A 16995-nucleotide genomic window follows, 5' to 3' on the forward strand; every position below is an offset into this window, starting at 1 on the left:
TTCTTAAGGCTTTTGACACTTAGTTTCTTCATAGCGCGCCGATATTTTCGCAGTAAGAAAAAGCGAAACTTTATCACGATTCTTTCCACCATCTCCATGGTTGGAGTAGCCGTGGGTACCATGGCATTGGTAATCGTGATGTCGGTGTTTAATGGCTTGGAGGATTTAATTCGAGGTCTTTTTGCCAGTTTTGATGCGGAATTAAAGATAGAAGCTGCAGAGGGGAAAAGTTTTGAAGTAACCGAAGACTGGTTAGATAGTATTCGATCTTTGGAAGGAGTGGAAGTCTTGACCGAGGTGATAGAAGACAATGCCTTGTTTGATTACAATGGGAATCAAATTGTGGCAAGATTGAAAGGCGTCTCAGACAATTTCTTGGACCAAGGCAGGTTTAAAAATGGCTATTTTTGGGGAGATACTACCCTGGGGACGGATTTAAGACCTGCTGCGATTTTAGGTAGAGGGGTTGGCTTTTTCCTTTCGGTCAATTTGAATGATGTGATCGTTCCATTAAAAGTTTTCTACCCCAAAGCTCCTAGATCGGCTGCTACCATTGATCCCAATCAATTGTATTCCTCGGCGATTCTAGACCCAGTTGCCTTTTTCAGTATAGAGCGACAGTTTGATGATGAGTATGTCATTGCACCGCTGGAATTCGCAAAAAATCTATTGAATTATGGAAATAGAAGGACCTCCTTGGAAATTAAAGTGGAGGAAAGCCATTCTATCAATTCGGTACAATCTAGCCTAAAGGAATTGCTAGGACCTCAATTTTTAGTCAAAAATACCGATGAACAACATGCAGGATTATTGAGAACTGTGAAGCTAGAAAAGCTGTTCGTCTTTCTCACCTTGACTTTTATTTTAGCCATTGCGTCATTTAATATCTTTTTTCATTGAGTATGCTGGCCATTGAGAAGAAAAAGGATATTGCCGTTTTAAAAGCCATGGGAGCTCCTGATAAATTGATCAGAAGGATTTTCTTGAAACAAGGATCCTTGATTGCATTGAGTGGAGCAATTATCGGATTGATTTTGGGTTTTTTGATTTGTCTGGCACAAGAAAAATTCGGCTTGGTCTCCTTGGGTATTTCATCGGCAGTAATCGATTCTTATCCAGTGAAAATAGCCTGGACAGACTTTATTTGGATTAGCTTGGCTGTTATTGGAATTACCTTATTGGCGAGCTATCGACCTGCATTTATTGCTTCCAAAGTGGACACGGTAAAGGAACTTTGAAAGTTCTGGTTTTTTCAATGTATATAAATCCTGTTTAATCAATTGAAAATCAAGGCATACTATTGAATTTTCAAGGTTTGTAAAAAAGAGGATCAAAAAAATCGTGTTATTTTTGCCACGAGGCATGTTTATTGAAGCCCCGATATCAATCCCCCAATTTGTAAATTAAATACCCAATGTTAAAAGTATTGACCCTTTGTAGTTTGATGATGTTGTTTGTAGGACTTGGAAATCTAACTCAAGCACAAGACAGTTCTTCAGATCAGGGATCTCTAAATGGTGGCACGATCGATAGCCAGTTTGATTATATCTACAATGTATCCAATAATTACCAAGAGTATAAGGTAGTTAAACGGACAAACCTGGACAGGTTAAAGTCCAATATTTTGGATTCTATGAGAACCATGAGACAGGAAGTGTTAGATCTTAAAACACAGATTTCCAGTCAAAAAGACTCAATAGGTACCATGAATACGGTATTATTGCAAGCAGAAGCAGATAAAGAAGAAGCCATTGCTGCTAAAGACAATTTCACATTTTTTGGTATTGGCATTCACAAAGGAGTATATAGTTCCATGATGTGGCTTTTGGTGGCAATCTTGGCGGTTGCTCTTGCATTTTTCTCTATGCAATATTTGAGAAGCTTTAAAAAAATCAAGAAAGCCCAAAAGGATTTGGCAGAAGTTCAAGAAGAATTTGACTCCCACAGAAAAAATACCTTAGAACGCGAACGCAAGTTAAAGCGTGAATTGGTTGACGCTCAGATGGGCAAAAAGTAGAAAAATCCTACATATTGAATTTTGACCTTCCAATGGGTTAAAAACTGAGTTTTTCGGTTTTTAACCCATTTTTTTGGTTTCCTTGTAATTTGAAAATCAAATTGGATCTTTTTATAGTCATTTAAAGCATATATGGAATTTCGGGATTTTGAGGTAATAGTAATCGGCTTGGGAGCAGTAGGATCTGCAAGCCTTTACCAACTCTCAAAAGCTGGAGTTTCTGTTTTGGGAATTGATCGATTTGATCCTCCTCACCGTTTGGGGTCTTCCCATGGCGAAACCCGAATCACCAGATTGGCAGTAGGGGAGTCGGATGCTTACGTCCCTATGGTCAAACGATCTCATGAAATATGGAGAGAAATCGAGGCGATGACAGGAAACGCTATTTTTACGGAATGTGGAGGTGTTTTATTGGATTCAGGAAAAACGCCATGGGCCAAACATGGAGTAGATGGTTTTTTCCAGAACACTGTTACCATAGCCGAACAATTTGGTATTGCACACCAAACGATGTCTTCCGATCAATTGAAAATGAAATATCCTTTACTGCAGCTTGAGGAAGAGGGAACTGCCTATTTTGAATATTCTGCTGGATACTTAAAACCTGAAGCAGCCATTCAGGCTCAAATCAATCTTGCAGAAATGAATGGAGCCATTGTTTTGAGAAATAGTCCAGTACTTCAGGTCAAGAAACGATTTGATTCAAAAGTTCAAGTGGAAATAGAAGGGGAAAGTTTGGTAGCAGATGTTGTGATCAATTGTACCGGAGGTTGGATCAAGGATTTCTTATCTCAGACCTATCGTTCAAAATTTAAAATATGCAGGCAAATCCTCCATTGGGTAAAAATTGAACATGAGGATTGGAAAGACTATCCAGTTTTTATGTGGGGTCATGGTCCGAATCCAGAGGATTTTATCTATGGCTTTCCTAGTTTAGATGGGATTTCTATAAAGATGGCAACCGAATCATTTGAAGCTGTGGACCATCCAGACCAAATCATTAGAGACGTAGGAGAGGAGGAGCAACAAAAGTTCTGGAAGGAGCAAGTTGAGCCCCGGTTTAGGGGTTAAAACCAGAGTTTTTGAAATCTGAAGTATGCTTTTATACAGTGAGTGAGGATGCAAAATTTTTTATCCAGAAAAATGTGGATAATGAACGGGAGTGGATGGTTTCTGCCTGTTCGGGACATGGGTTCAAACATTCCGCTGCATTGGGAGAATATTTGGCGGATAGGATATTACAAAAGGCTCCTCGTTTCATTTTATAAGTGGAATTTTATTCTGGGAAAGGGAATTCTAAAATCTGGGAGGATAAACTTCCAAAAACTCTTACTTTTGTCTGTTCAATTACCAAGAAAGTCTAATGGCAAAACAAAGAGGCGCTGCTTTGGAAGAGCACGAAAAGAGGAAGTTGTCAAAGCAGAATTTAGAAAAGATCGGAACCATATTCCGTTTTTTGATGCCCTACAAATGGGCCTTTATTTTGGGTTTGGTGTTCCTGCTCTTTTCTTCTTTAACTTTATTGACGTTTCCATTTGTTGCAGGTAAGCTCATTGATGCTGCTCAAGGCACAGAATGGATTGTCTCAGATATTAATTCCATTGCACTTATACTCGTAGGGATTTTAGCTGTCCAGAGTATTTTTTCTTTCTTTCGGGTATGGCTTTTTGCCTTGGTTTCTGAGCGTTCCATGAGGGATATTAGATTGGCTTTGTATTCTAGAATGGTTCGTTTGCCTATGAAGTTTTTCGATACCCGAAGAACCGGAGAGCTAATTTCAAGAATCACTTCGGATGTAAGTTTGCTTCAAGATACCTTTTCAGTTACGCTGGCAGAGTTTTTCAGACAGATTATCACCTTGATAGCAGGGGTGGCTTTCTTATTAATCAATACGCCGAAGCTTACTTTGTTCATGCTGGGCACGTTCCCCGTATTGGTGTTGATCGCCATGGTTTTTGGGAAGTTTATCAGAAAACTTTCCAAGAAAACCCAAGATGAATTGGCGCTGCCAACGTGATTGTAGAAGAGACTTTGCAGTCTATCAGCACGGTCAAGTCTTTTGTTGGTGAAGTATATGAGTCTGCTCGCTATGGGAAAGGATTGAATTCCGTAGTAGGAGTAGCTTTGAGGCAAGCCAAATACAGAGGAGCATTTATCTCATTTATCATCTTTGCGTTGTTCGGCGGCATTGTAGCCGTGATGTGGTATGGGGCTAGTCTAGTAGGTTCTGGGGATATGAGTGTAGGTGAGCTGGTTTCATTTGTCTTGTATACCACCTTTATCGGAGGATCTATTGCAGGATTAGGGGATATCTATGGTCAGGTCCAAAAAGCCATAGGATCTTCGGAAAGGGTGCTGGAGATTTTGGAAGAAGAAGCAGAACAAGTAGGAGGGGATGTTGCCTTGAATTTCCAGGGAAAGATCGATTTCCAAAATGTGCAGTTTCATTATCCTACCAGGCCAGAAGTAGAAGTTTTAAAAAGCCTAAGATTCCATGTCAATCCAGGAGAAAAAGTAGCTTTGGCAGGTCATTCAGGGGCAGGAAAATCCACGATTATTCAATTGCTTCTTCGATTCTATGATATCCAAAGTGGTCAAATTCTGGTAGATGATAAAAATATCACCAATTGGGACCTACAAGCACTAAGAAGCAAGGTAGGGATGGTTCCTCAAGAAGTTCTTTTGTTTGGCGGCTCGATCCGGAGAATATCTCGTATGCAAAGCCAAATGCGACAGATGCTGAAATTATGGAGGCAGCCAAGAAGGCAAACGCTTGGCAGTTTATCAGTCAATTCCCAGAGGGGTTAGATACCTTGGTTGGAGAACGAGGAGTCAAACTATCCGGAGGACAGAGACAGCGGGTGGCAATTGCAAGAGCGATATTAAAGGATCCATCTATTTTGATTTTGGATGAGGCGACATCCTCTTTGGATGCAGAATCCGAGTCGCTTGTTCAAGAAGCCTTGGATGAATTAATGAAAGGCAGAACGACGATTATTATTGCACATAGACTGGCTACCATCAGAAAAGTGGATAGAATATACGTGTTGAAAGACGGAGAAATTATAGAGGAAGGAAATCACCAGGATTTGATTACCAAAGATGAGGGCTTTTATGCCAATTTGGTACGCCTTCAATTCGCGGAAAACTAAGTTTTAAAAGAAATTTTGTTTTTTGTCATCCAAGGATGGCTCCGTTTCGTAATTCTTCAAAAAAAGTATGAGTACTCCACTTGAAAGATTAATTCAATCTGTTCAGATCGAACGAGAAATCTTATTAGATCATCCTATTTATAAAGACTTAACTAGCCTGGAAGATTTTCAGATTTTCATGAAGTACCATGTATTTGCAGTTTGGGACTTTATGAGTTTGTTAAAATCCTTGCAAGTTAAATTGACGGGAATCAATCTTCCTTGGGTCCCCGCTTCAGACCCGATGATCGCCAGACTTATCAATGATATTGTCTTGGAAGAAGAGAGTGATGAAGATGGTGAAGGAGGGTATTGTAGTCATTTTGAGCTCTATTTGCGAGCAATGAAAGAAGCAGGTGCAGAAACCTATGACATCGATTTGATGCTGCAAAAGCTGAAATCAGGAGCTAATTTTTGGAAGCGATGGAGGAAGTTCAATTACCAGTCTTTGCAAGGACTTTCCTGAAATTGAATTATGAAATGGTCACTAAAGGGAAACCTCACGAAGTTGCGGCTTCCTTTACCTTGGGAAGGGAAGATTTGATTCCTGATTTATTCCGAAAACTAGTGGATGAATTAGTGAAAAATCAACCTGAGAAATTGAAGACACTTTCCTTTTTTTGACCGGCATATCCATTTGGATGAGGAGGAACATGGACCTTTGGCTTGGAGAATGGTGAGCCTTTTAATGGGAGATGATCCAAAGAAATTTGAAGAATCCGAAAAAGCGGCAAGGGAAGCGTTGCAGGCAAGAAAAGTCCTCTGGGATGGAATCCATCGTTCTATCAAAGAAAAAAATACGAATTGATTTAAAGAATTAGCCCAGATTATGGGCAGATAGAGATTTGACCATTCCAAACATCTTTTCTTTATAAATCGATGCTCCTGGAAATAGGTTTCTCATTCCTTTTTCATCCAGTAATAAAATCTCATCCAAATATTGTTGGGCATCTCGTTCATCCCATTTGCGAAGCCGGCTCAACCTTGTTTTTGTTAGTATGGGGAAAATGATAGACTTCGGCATATATTGTGCAAAAGGGATTGCATAATGGGCCTCTATGGGGAAGTATTTATTGGGTGTTTGAATAAAAAAAGTCTTTCCTACCCGTTGGATTTCATTGGCCATTTTCACTTGATTTTCCCAGGTATACACGTGCTCGATTACTGAATTTGAAAATACCAGATCAAAGCTTTGGTCTTCAAATTCTGGCATACAAGTGGCATCTCCAACTACACTTTTCAACCCAGGCTGCTCTACCTTTTCTTTGGTCAAATTCAGAAGGGTAATTTCTACCTGAGGCATTTTAGGTAGGGAACTGTTTTTCCAGAAATAGTCAGTACCCCTACGTCCAAAATTTTTATGGATTCGGAAGTTTTAAAATGAGAGAAGAAAAGGGCTTCAAAAACTTGCTGCCTTTTATTTCTAAGTTTTGCTCCTAAAGAATTGGGATTATCTGATGCAGCAAATAAATCGGTAATAAAACTCATAAATTGCTCGGGTGAGCGTTTTCGGAAAACAATTAAGCCCAAAAGTAATCAGCCTAGGTGATTCTTTTCTTAATTTTTCCAATTAGATTGATTTTTGTCGAATTTAAGCGTTTCTGGATATAGTTTTTTTCAAAATAGCTTGAGTTGAATCTATTCGGCCATAATTTTTTAAAAATTTTCCAATCCGAATCGAAAACTGAAAAGGTTGTCTTTTTAGCTTAAGATTTCGGCTAGTTTTGTCTTTAGCTAGAATATAGTTGTTATCGAACACTTTGTTGTACCCAACTATGGGCGAACAGGTATTCTAACAGAACACAGAGAATATTTGAATGGAGAAATGTAAATTTTGTGGTTCTTCGGAACAATTGGAGTTCAATGCAAAAGAACAGATGTTTGGAATAGGTGAAGCATTTGTTTACAAGGAATGTAAATCTTGTGGTTCTTTACAATTGGCAACAGTCCCTTCGGATATGTCTCCTTATTATAGTGGAGGTTATTATTCATTTCAGGAGCTTGTGCCTTCCAGTTCTCTGAAAAATTTGTTCAAAACCCTTCGCCTGAAGCTTTCTTTTAAGTGGAAGAAAAGAATTTGAACCCACCTATGGGTATTGGTTGAAGAAATTAAGGCCGAAACTTTCGGATCGCATTGCCGATATCGGGTGTGGTAACGGTCAACTCCTTTATGAACTTTTTGCCTCTGGTTATCAGGATTTACATGGGTTTGATCCATTTATGAGCCAAGAAAAAGTGATCTCTCCTAACCTTACCATATGGAAAAAAACCATCGAGGAATCAGAGATGAAGTTTGACTTGATCATGATGCATCATTCATTCGAACATATGTCTGATCCTTTGAAGATTTTGAATTCTTGCTTTGAAAAACTTCGTTCCGGCGGTAAACTACTTATTAGAACCCCTGTTTCTGACGCTCGAGTTTGGAAAGAAGAGCGCGAATTTTGGGTTCAACTGGATGCTCCAAGGCATTTGATTATACCCTCTATCAAAGGATTCGAGTTGGTCTCAAAAAAAGTAGGTTTTGAATTGAATGAGGTAGAATTTGATTCTACTGATTTTCAGTTTTGGGGAACCGAGCTGTACAAACGGGGGCTACCGCTTAACCCAGAGCTAGTTTCGAATGAATTTTCAAAAGAGGAATTTGAGGAGTATCAAAAAAAAGCCCTCTATTATAATCAAGAGGGCTTGGGAGATCAGGTATGCTTTTATTTAACCAAACCTTAAATTTTAAATAGGGCATCGAAAAAGCCCATGGTTTCACCCTTTTTCTTAAAGATCAACATTGGCAATACATTATTAACCATAACCAGCTTTTCAGCAACACTTCCAAGTAAAATGGCAGCTGATTTGGTTTTTCCTCTAGATCCCAATAATACCATGTCCACTCCTAGTTCAAGCGCTTCGTCCAACAAGACTTTTCCATCATCCTGTCCATCATTTAATACAAATTGACATTCCAATTCTGGGTGATTGTGTTTGCTTACAAACTTCTGGAAGTCATGACGAGCATTTTCTTTCATAATTTCTGCAAACTCCTCGAATGATTTGCCGGTTTTGGAATACCCATGAGGGACATGATACATATGAACAGGAACTAGCTCAGCGTGAAGTTCATCCGAAATTCTTTCCCCAAAATCATATATCATATGCGTGTGTTCAGAGAAATCACTTGGGATCATAATTTTCTTCGGAAGCCCAGGAGGACGTTTTTCCTGCAACATAAGAATCGAGCAAGGCGCTTTTTTGGCAATTCCTTTAGCGAGTGAGCCACTTCCTTCCAAGGTCTCTTTCCTACCCATGATGATCAGGTCCACATCCTTAATCTTGGCCCATCTTAAAAATGTGTCCAATGGATGATTACCTTCTTCTGCGAATACCTCTAATTCAATATTCTCAGGGAAGTTAAACTTCTTTAATTTATCTTGAATCAATGCTTCCAGAGACTCATCTCCCGGTGCTAATAAATCGGGGTATTTCTCCAAAATATCCTGAGGTATTGCTAAATCTTTTGCGACATGAACGAAATAGCATTTATCGATTCCTAAGAACTTTAAAAAAACAATCGTTTTTTCAATTAGGATATCGTCCATTTCTGTAAGATCGAGGCCAATCATGGCCTTAGAAAAGTATTTCATAGCTGTTTGGTATTTGGCTTATCAATTTAATAGTTTGATTGAGGAATTCGAATAGTTTTTTTGTTTTTGCACATTAGAATAGATTTCAAGGTAAAATTGAGTGATGGCAATTTTTCAAAAGTATTTCCTAGCAATTGTTCCTGAAGGCGAATTACAGGAAAAAGCGACTGCGTTAAAGTTGGAGTTGAAAGAACATTTCAATATTAAGTATGCCTTGAAATCTCCTGCGCATATTACCCTAAAGATGCCCTTTACTTATAACGAAGCTAAGGAAGATTATTTAATTGAAAAGCTACAGGAGTTTATGATTGATTATTCTCCTTTAGAATTGACCATAGGAGGTATTGATACTTTTGGTAATCGAGTGGTCTTCTTAAAAGTGAAAGGAAATGATGATTTATATCAGCTTCAAACTAATTTGAAAACTTTCTGCAAAAGAGAATTGAAGCTAAATGAGGAGTTAAGCGATAGAAACTATCATCCGCATATGACTTTGGCATTTAAAGATTTGAAAAAAAATTCAATACCAAATATTATTAAAGTTTTGGATTTACAACCTATTTTTGAAAAAATCGCTGTAAGGCAACTTTTTTGCTAAAAAGAGCAAATGGAAGGTGGTTTATTCATAGAAGTGTTGATTTTGGAGAAAAAAACCAGTGATTATTACTGTTGTTTATCCAAAACACCGAAATTTTGTTCCGTTTATAAAAAAAGTTTGTAATTAATTAAATTTTGTATTTCAACTCCTGTATAGAATAATATTCCGATTCATTGGAATGGAAAACGATAGTTCTCAGAATTAAATTGGGTAAATATGCTTAGTTTTTAGTTTACTAAGAATTTTGTTTTGTGTTTTATGAACTAAACAATTTTTAGAACTATATCAATTTTTTTAAAGTCGATTATTTAAAGATATTTTTTAAAAAATCTCAGAATTTAATTACTGCTTTTACCAAGAGAATAGATGGTTTGTTTGGAAAATTGATGTGTAAACATGTGAACCATATAAAAAATAAATTTTTCTAGAAATAACCATATATAATTGCCTTCTAAACCCTTTAGAGGCCTGTTTGAAACTTTTTACAATTCAAACTTTCAGAGGATATTCGCCGCACGATAGTTAAAAAAACTAAATAATCGACCTATGAAGAAAGTTTTATTAGGCTTGGCGTTTACCCTTCTGACAGTCATGTCAGTTTTGGCGCAAAGCAAAACAATCACTGGTAGGGTAACTTCGGCTGAAGAGCCAGAAGGAGTACCAGGAGCAAGCGTGGTGGTGAAAGGAACCACACAAGGAACAATTACGGATTTGGATGGAAGTTATTCTATTCAAGTTCCAAGTGAAGCAACCACTTTGGTCTTCAGTTTTGTAGGATATCTTTCCAAAGAAATGCCTATTGGATCCAGCAGCGTCATCAACGTGGTGATGGATGTGGATGTGAAAACTTTGAATGAGGTAGTAGTAGTAGGTTACGGTACTCAGGAAAGAAGAGAAATTACCGGTTCGGTAACTTCCATTGATAGCAAGTCCATTGAAAACTTGGTATCTCCATCTTTTGAATCTCAATTGGCTGGTAGAGCTCCAGGTGTACAAATCACTACTCCATCTGGTATTTTAGGTGCTGCACCGATTATCAGAATCCGTGGTATCAACTCTATTTCTTCCAGTGCAAGTCCATTGATCGTAATCGATGGTGTGCCAGTTGTAAGCAGCGACAGATCTTCTGTAAATGCTGCCAACCCATTGGCAAACATTAACCCAGCAGATATTGCTTCTTTCGAAGTATTGAAGGATGGTTCTGCTTCTGCGATTTACGGTTCTAGAGCTGCAAATGGTGTCATCTTGATTACAACCAAAAGAGGTGCTTCCGGAAAGCAAAAGTGTCTTACAACACTTCCATGGGTTTCAATGAGGAAGTGGATCGATTCGACTTGTTGACTGGTGATGAGTGGGTAACGATTGCCAATGAGAAAAGAACGAATGCCAACCAATCTCCATTGGCAAATCCAGGTGTTAATACTGACTGGCAAGATCTAATTTTCAGAAAAGGATTTACTCAACAGCATAACCTATCTATTGCTGGTGGTTCTGATGCTACGAAGTATTTCTTCTCTTTGGGTTACACAGATCAAGAGTCTCCAGTAAAACCAAATGAATTGAGCAGATACTCTTTCAGAGCAAACATTGATCACAGTATTTCCAAAGCAGTAAGAATCGGTACTTCTCTTTCTTACTCTTTCACAGAAATTTTTGGTTTGAACAATGGTGCAAACTCTCTTTCTGGTGCGATTTACAATGCAACACGTTCTTTGCCTAACGTGCCGATTTACGATGCTGAAAATACAGCATTTGATGGATTCAACGTAACGGCAAACGGTGCGACTACCGGTTTTGGTGCGAACCTAGCTGGTCCTGACAACAATATTCCAAACATTGGTTTTGTCATTCAAAACAACTTGTACAGAAGCCGTACTCATAGAGCAATTGGAAATGCTTATGGTGAGGTTGACATCATCACTGGTTTGACTGCTAGAACTCAAATTGGTATTGATTTGACCATGAATGATGACTTCCAATCATTGGATCCAAGACATGGTGATGGTAGAAGCTCTAACGGTTCTATGTTCATGGCATACAATCCAGCATTCCGTTGGAACTGGCAAAATACGTTGAATTACCAGACTGTCATTGCAGATGATCATAACTTGAACGTTACTGGTGGTTTAGAATATCAGTTTACTAAATTCTATAATTTCTCTGCTTCAGGAACTGACCTTTCTGATAACTTCTACAGATTGAACAACTTGATTTCTGGTCTTATAACAACCAGTTCTCTGGTGGTGGCTATGCTGAAAGAGGATTCGATTCTTATTTCGGTAGATTCAACTACTCATACAAAGGAAAATATCTTGCCTCTTTTACTGTGAGAAACGATGGTATTTCTGACTTGGCAATTGAAAACCAAAGAGGTACTTTCTTCGGTGGATCTGTGGGATGGAGAGTTTCTGACGAAGCGTTTTTCAACTCTGAATTAATTTCTGATTTCAAAGTTAGAGCTTCTTATGCTGAAGTAGGTAATACTGAAATCGGTACATTCGCTGCTTATGGTGGTTATAGCCCAGTATTGGGTGGTGCTGGCGCAGGTATCGGTTATGCTGCAATTGCGAACAATAACCTACAGTGGGAAACTTCCAAGAAGTTCAACGTAGGTTTGGACATGACCATTGGTCGTGTAACAATCGCTGCTGATTATTTCAAGAATGACATTGATGGTTTGATCCTAGATGCTCCAACTGCACTTTCTCTAGGTGTACCAGGAAATAACATTAGCCAAAACATCGGTTCCATGACCAACTCTGGTTTGGAATTGAGAGCATATGCGAATGTAATCAACAGAGGTAACTTCTCTTGGGATACTGATTTCAACATTACCTTCATCAAAAATGAAGTAAATGAATTGATTTCTCCATTGACTGGAACTTACAACAGAACTGAAGAGGGTAATCCAATCGCTCAGTTGTACGGTTATCAGTGGGCTGGAGTGAACCCTGCAAATGGTAACCCAATGTATGTATCTGGTGATAATATCGTGCAGTACAATTTGGTACCAGGTGCTTTGGGTTATAAAGCGTATGATCCAGCTAATCCAGGCGATGTTTCTGTTGCAGGATCTGCTCCAACTCAGGAATATTTAGGTAATACCCTTCCAAAGTGGCAAGGTGGATGGTCAAACAACTTCAAGTTTGGCAACTTTGATGCTGAAATCTTTACAAGATTCTCTGGTGGTAACTACATCATGAATGAATCTGTAAGAGGTCTTTTGGGTCAAGGTTTCTCTAACAACCATGCAAGCATCTTGAACAGATGGACTGAAAGTGGTCAGGTAACGGACGTACCAAAATTATACTCTGGTCAGGACCAAAACATGTGGCAAAATTCTGCTGCGAACTCAAGATTTGTAGAGAAAGGTGATTTCGTTAAAATCCAAAACATTGTAGTAGGTTATACTATTCCAGCTGCTGCTCTTCAAACTGCTTTCAATGGAGCAATCTCCAATGCTAGATTCTTCGCACAAGTACAGAATCCATTTACTTTCACTGGTTACTCCGGATTGATCCAGAGTCTAACCAGTTCTCAGGTCAGCTGAGCTTCGGTGTAGATTGGAACGTGGCTCCAATCATTCGTACTTACACTCTTGGCCTGAACGTAGGTTTCTAATTTATAAAACCGAAAAAGAAGAATTACTATGAAAAAATTCACAATAAAAAATATCAAAATGGGTTTGGTAGCCCTAGCAATTGCTGGTTTTACCTCTGCCTGTGATGTAACTGAATTGACTCCGGCCAACTTGATTCCTGATTCAGAGGCGTTTTCTACTGCCGCTAGAATTGAATCTGCTGTACTAGGTGTCTATGAATCTGCTCAGCGAGGTTATTACAACAACGCTGTACAAAGAGGTTATCCTTTTGGAGCAGCCAACGTGGAGCAGGGTGACATGCGTGGTGAAGACATGTACAACGACCAGTTGTTCTATGAAATCACTTATGTAGGGTCTTATAGCCCTAACTCTGCCAACAACAATGGTATGTGGATCTCTCTTTACAGAATGATCAACAGATTGAATATCATTTTGGAGAATTTGGATATAGCTGTTGCAGACGGAGTTTTGACTTCTGAGCAAGGTGATAACTACAAAGGTGAAATGCTTTTCTTGAGAGCGTTGGCGCATCATGAATTGTTGGTTCACTTTGCGAGACCTTATTCTGATGATCCATCTTCATTAGGTATTCCTTATAGAACTTTTGGTATCGATGATGTAACCAAAGTTCCAGATGGAGAAGCGGTAGGTAGAACTACAGTAGGTGAAGATTATACACAATTATTGGCTGATTTGGATGCTGCAGAAAGCTTATTATCAGAAGGTGATGCATTTAGAGCTAACAAAGGTGCTGCAATCGCATTGAAGTCAAGAGTTAAATTGCATATGGGAGATTGGGCAGGTGTATTGACTGAATACAATAAACTTACTTCTATGTATGCTGTTACAGCTAATCCTGCTACTCCATTCAGAGGTGGTAACAGTTCTGATAACATCTTCTCTTTTGTTAACTCTGCAGAAGCAAACCCAGGTGTAAACGGTGCGTTGCCTTCCATGTATGGTAACCCTGATTTGGGTGCTAGAGGTTTGGTGAAAATCAGCCCAATTATTTGGAGATCTGAATTTTGGCATGAAGAAGATACCAGAAGATCTGCTTTAACTACCCGTAGCGGAACAGGTATTTTCACTGACAAATATCAGGATGCAACAACCTATACTGATCCTAATGTGATTTTAAGATTTGCTGAAGTAGTATTGAATGCTGCAGAAGCAAACGCTAGAACAGGTAAGTTGGCTGAAGCAGTAACCTTATTAAACTCTGTGAGAAGCCGTGCACTTCCTGCTTCAGTTCCAGCTTATACTGTAGTTGGTCTTGGTAATGAAGACGGCGTATTAACTGCAATCTTCAACGAAAGAAGAATCGAATTCTTGGCAGAAGGTAGAAGATGGGCTGATATCCATAGATTATCAGGTGAAGGAAGAATGAGCGGAGTACCTGCTAAGGCTACTTCTAGATCCATCACTAACATAGATTTCTATACAACTGACAGAGAAATCCCAATGGATCACTCCATTGATTATTCTAGTCACTTGTTTGTTTGGCCTATTCCATTGGCTGAATTACAGACCAATAATACTGCTCCTATTCAGCAGAACCCAGGTTATTAATAAAAGCCTGTTTAATCAAGTGTTTTAAAATCCGGCCCCAGGGCCGGATTTTTTATTTTTATAGGTAAGAGTTTTACCTTCTTCTTTCCAATTCTTGAGTTTTTTGTCAAAATCTGTAAATGAAATACCACACATCTTCATTCTTTGAGGCATTTATTGGATATTTCACTAAGTTTTCAACTCAGTACTAAATTAGATCCTCATGCGTGCTTTTATCCTATTTTTATTTTTCACTACTACAGCTGCTTTTGCACAACAAAATAGTCTGAAACCACTTCGGAATACTATTGAGACCGAGACAAGAGTGATTCGACAGGATGTTCCGATGACTAATTCCATCCGAAAGGCATTTGCAGAAGGTACAAGAGACTTTTCTGGGACTCCAGGCCCAAATTATTGGCAGTTAGAGACAGATTTTACCATCCACGCAAGTTTGGATCCATCCACTCAGACCATCACTGGTTCAGAGAAAATACTTGTTCACAACAATAGCAAGGATGATTTAAATCAAATCGTTTTAAGATTAGACCACAATATATTTAGAGCGGATGTACCTCGTGGATTTTCTACTCCGGCCGAGCAAACAGAGGGGATGATTGTAACACGCTTGCAAGTAAATGGGGATATGGTGGATTTGAATGCTGCTCCTTCTCGTAGAAATGAATCTCCTCAGCTTCGTGTTTCTGGACTAACAAGGACGATAGCTGTTATCACTTTGGAGGAGCCAATTAAAGCGGGTATGACAGCAGAATTGGAAATAGATTGGAATACAAAATTACCGGGTGGTCCAAATGGAAGAGGGCATAGAATGACCCAGCGGTTTGATAGTACCTTATTCCAGCCTACTCAATGGTTTCCTAGACTGGCTAAATATGACGATCTAAGAGGGTGGGAAACGAATGATTATTTAGGACCAGCTGAGTTCTTTAACAATTTTGGAAAATTCGATGTGTCTTTGACAGTGCCTGCGGGATGGATTGTATCTGGGACCGGCGTTTTACAAAACCCAGAAGAAGTTTTGACTCCAAAAGCGATCCGGCAACTTTCAAAAGTTCTGGAGTCTGATGAGGAAATTACCATTGTTGGAGAAGAGGAAAGAGGTCCCGGTGAATCCACCTTGGATGGAGACCAGCTGACTTGGAGATTTGTAGCTGATAAAGTAAATGATTTTGCTTGGGCTACCTCCGATAGATTTATATGGAAAGCTACTAGAGCTATGATTCCAGAGAAGGGTCCAATTCCTATTCATATGGTGTTTATTCCTGAAAGAGCTCGATATTTTGAAAAAGCGGCTGAGATAACCCGCCATGCATTAGAGTTTTACTCCAAGCTTTGGGCACCTTATCCTTTTCCACAATTGACTTTGCAGGATGGTCCAAGCGCCGGAATGGAATACCCCATGGTGATCAACTCGAATCAGGGTGCTGCAGACCATGAAACAGCCCATCAATGGTGGCCGATGATGTTGGGAACCAATGAGACTCGATATGGTTGGATGGATGAAGGGTTCAACCAGTATATGAATATATTGTCAGCAGCAGATGCCGCAGGAGAACCATATGATTTGGATGGTTACGGTCAAAGTTATGGCATGATGAGTGGCAATGAGGATGAAGCTCCTTTGATGTGGAGTGCAAACTATGCGGGAACTGGCTATGGCTATCAAACTTATCGAAAGACACCCTTGATGTTATCCATGCTGGGAGGAATTGTTGGTGATGACAAGGTGATCGATGCCATTCGAAAATACACTGCTGTTTGGGCATATAAGCATCCATCTCCATGGGATTTCATGTTTTTTATGAACCATCAATTAGGAGAAAATCTTGAGTGGTTTTGGTATTACTGGTTATTTACTACAGAAACTGTGGAAGGCTCAATTCAGGATGTAAGCTCGGAAGGAGAAGTAACAACCGTAACCATTAGGCAAGATGGAGCAATGCCATCTCCTATCGTATTGAAAGTGGAATTTGAAAGCGAAGGCCCAGCCATCAAACCTATTTCAAATGGGAAAATGATCGATGCTACTACCATGGAAGTTACTTGGCCAGTTACCGTTTGGTTTGATGGAGATAGAACTTTTGAAGCTAAGATGGATTTAGGGGATAGAAAGATCAAGAAAATCACGCTTGATCCCCATCGTAGATTCCCTGATAAAAACATAGAAGATAATACCTGGGTTAGGTGAAAAAGAATGGATGCTAGGAAGATTATGATTTTTGGATAATCAGTAATTGTGGATCAAGCCCATGTCTTGTGGTGGAATTACCCATGAAATAATACCAAAGAAAAGAAAAGGCTCCTTTTCACTGGAGCCTTTTATGACAATGACGATAGGTATCAACTAAACTAAGAAAAGCCTTACTCTCCGTGTGAGCTGC

The 16995-nt window shown here is 39.2% G+C and carries 13 protein-coding genes and 3 pseudogenes; 13 read left to right on the forward strand and 3 right to left on the reverse strand.

Features of this window, described 5'->3' with window-relative positions:
• Positions 1 to 12 precede the first annotated feature (12 nt).
• The 6 genes and pseudogenes from V8V91_RS17230 (at position 13) to V8V91_RS17255 (ending at position 6016) form a co-directional block, all read left to right on the forward strand.
• Positions 13 to 1238 (forward strand): annotated as a pseudogene (locus tag V8V91_RS17230) (FtsX-like permease family protein).
• Between the two features lie 176 nt (positions 1239 to 1414).
• A complete protein-coding gene (locus V8V91_RS17235; protein ID WP_373396474.1) occupies positions 1415 to 2017 on the forward strand; it encodes a hypothetical protein in 603 nt (200 codons plus the stop codon).
• A 132-nt stretch (positions 2018 to 2149) separates the two neighbouring features.
• Complete coding sequence (gene solA, locus V8V91_RS17240) at positions 2150 to 3088, forward strand: N-methyl-L-tryptophan oxidase (protein ID WP_373396476.1); 939 nt, start codon at positions 2150 to 2152, stop codon at positions 3086 to 3088.
• An 11-nt stretch (positions 3089 to 3099) separates the two neighbouring features.
• Entirely contained in the window at positions 3100 to 3285 is a 186-nt protein-coding gene (locus V8V91_RS17245) for a hypothetical protein (protein ID WP_373396478.1), read from the forward strand.
• Positions 3286 to 3380: 95 nt separating this feature from the next.
• Positions 3381 to 5169 (forward strand): annotated as a pseudogene (locus V8V91_RS17250) (ABC transporter ATP-binding protein).
• A 178-nt stretch (positions 5170 to 5347) separates the two neighbouring features.
• Positions 5348 to 6016 (forward strand): annotated as a pseudogene (locus V8V91_RS17255) (DUF3050 domain-containing protein).
• Between the two features lie 9 nt (positions 6017 to 6025).
• Here V8V91_RS17255 and V8V91_RS17260 read toward each other — a convergent pair.
• Both V8V91_RS17260 and V8V91_RS17265 read right to left on the reverse strand, forming a co-directional pair.
• Entirely contained in the window at positions 6026 to 6511 is a 486-nt protein-coding gene (locus tag V8V91_RS17260) for a methyltransferase domain-containing protein (protein WP_373396480.1), read from the reverse strand.
• Positions 6499 to 6696, reverse strand: coding sequence for a hypothetical protein (locus V8V91_RS17265; protein WP_373396482.1), 198 nt, complete (start codon positions 6694 to 6696; stop codon positions 6499 to 6501). The genes V8V91_RS17260 and V8V91_RS17265 overlap by 13 nt, the downstream gene beginning before the upstream one ends.
• A 329-nt stretch (positions 6697 to 7025) precedes the next feature.
• Here V8V91_RS17265 and V8V91_RS17270 point away from each other — a divergent pair, with 329 nt between their 5' ends.
• Together V8V91_RS17270 and V8V91_RS17275 are read left to right on the forward strand one after the other, a co-directional pair.
• Positions 7026 to 7289, forward strand: a complete 264-nt coding sequence (locus V8V91_RS17270; protein WP_373396484.1) for a hypothetical protein — start codon at positions 7026 to 7028, stop codon at positions 7287 to 7289.
• Positions 7290 to 7308: 19 nt separating this feature from the next.
• A complete protein-coding gene (locus V8V91_RS17275) occupies positions 7309 to 7935 on the forward strand; it encodes a class I SAM-dependent methyltransferase (RefSeq protein WP_373396486.1) in 627 nt (208 codons plus the stop codon).
• Here the strand turns inward: V8V91_RS17275 and V8V91_RS17280 are convergent.
• Positions 7932 to 8846 carry a universal stress protein gene (locus tag V8V91_RS17280; protein ID WP_373396487.1) on the reverse strand — a complete coding sequence of 305 codons (915 nt, stop codon included), beginning with the start codon at positions 8844 to 8846 and terminating at the stop codon, positions 7932 to 7934. The two genes, V8V91_RS17275 and V8V91_RS17280, sit on opposite strands and share 4 nt — an antisense overlap.
• Positions 8847 to 8949: 103 nt before the next feature.
• Here V8V91_RS17280 and V8V91_RS17285 point away from each other — a divergent pair, with 103 nt between their 5' ends.
• The 5 genes from V8V91_RS17285 (at position 8950) to V8V91_RS17305 (ending at position 16802) form a co-directional block, all read left to right on the forward strand.
• Positions 8950 to 9444, forward strand: coding sequence for a 2'-5' RNA ligase family protein (locus V8V91_RS17285; protein ID WP_373396489.1), 495 nt, complete (start codon positions 8950 to 8952; stop codon positions 9442 to 9444).
• Positions 9445 to 9990: 546 nt separating this feature from the next.
• The gene (locus V8V91_RS17290) at positions 9991 to 10785 is read left to right on the forward strand and encodes a TonB-dependent receptor plug domain-containing protein (RefSeq protein WP_373396490.1); all 795 of its coding nucleotides are present in this window, start codon (positions 9991 to 9993) and stop codon (positions 10783 to 10785) included.
• Positions 10786 to 11641: 856 nt separating this feature from the next.
• Positions 11642 to 12994, forward strand: a complete 1353-nt coding sequence (locus V8V91_RS17295) for a TonB-dependent receptor domain-containing protein (RefSeq protein WP_373400734.1) — start codon at positions 11642 to 11644, stop codon at positions 12992 to 12994.
• Positions 12995 to 13093: 99 nt separating this feature from the next.
• Entirely contained in the window at positions 13094 to 14614 is a 1521-nt protein-coding gene (locus V8V91_RS17300) for a RagB/SusD family nutrient uptake outer membrane protein (RefSeq protein ID WP_373396491.1), read from the forward strand.
• Positions 14615 to 14816: 202 nt separating this feature from the next.
• Positions 14817 to 16802, forward strand: a complete 1986-nt coding sequence (locus V8V91_RS17305) for a M1 family metallopeptidase (protein WP_373396492.1) — start codon at positions 14817 to 14819, stop codon at positions 16800 to 16802.
• Positions 16803 to 16995 lie beyond the last annotated feature (193 nt).

It is taken from the genome of Algoriphagus halophilus, assembly GCF_041729275.1.
Taxonomy (GTDB): domain Bacteria; phylum Bacteroidota; class Bacteroidia; order Cytophagales; family Cyclobacteriaceae; genus Algoriphagus; species Algoriphagus halophilus_A.

What these genes read in the sequence shown, in the direction of transcription:
- V8V91_RS17300 (WP_373396491.1), top strand. Translation starts at nt 13,094, where the DNA reads ATGAAAAAATTCACAATAAAAAATATCAAAATGGGTTTGGTAGCCCTA.
- V8V91_RS17265 (WP_373396482.1), bottom strand. Translation starts at nt 6,696, where the DNA reads ATGAGTTTTATTACCGATTTATTTGCTGCATCAGATAATCCCAATTCT.
- V8V91_RS17260 (WP_373396480.1), bottom strand. Translation starts at nt 6,511, where the DNA reads ATGCCTCAGGTAGAAATTACCCTTCTGAATTTGACCAAAGAAAAGGTA.
- solA (WP_373396476.1), top strand. Translation starts at nt 2,150, where the DNA reads ATGGAATTTCGGGATTTTGAGGTAATAGTAATCGGCTTGGGAGCAGTA.
- V8V91_RS17305 (WP_373396492.1), top strand. Translation starts at nt 14,817, where the DNA reads ATGCGTGCTTTTATCCTATTTTTATTTTTCACTACTACAGCTGCTTTT.
- V8V91_RS17290 (WP_373396490.1), top strand. Translation starts at nt 9,991, where the DNA reads ATGAAGAAAGTTTTATTAGGCTTGGCGTTTACCCTTCTGACAGTCATG.
- V8V91_RS17270 (WP_373396484.1), top strand. Translation starts at nt 7,026, where the DNA reads ATGGAGAAATGTAAATTTTGTGGTTCTTCGGAACAATTGGAGTTCAAT.
- V8V91_RS17235 (WP_373396474.1), top strand. Translation starts at nt 1,415, where the DNA reads ATGTTAAAAGTATTGACCCTTTGTAGTTTGATGATGTTGTTTGTAGGA.
- V8V91_RS17285 (WP_373396489.1), top strand. Translation starts at nt 8,950, where the DNA reads ATGGCAATTTTTCAAAAGTATTTCCTAGCAATTGTTCCTGAAGGCGAA.
- V8V91_RS17280 (WP_373396487.1), bottom strand. Translation starts at nt 8,846, where the DNA reads ATGAAATACTTTTCTAAGGCCATGATTGGCCTCGATCTTACAGAAATG.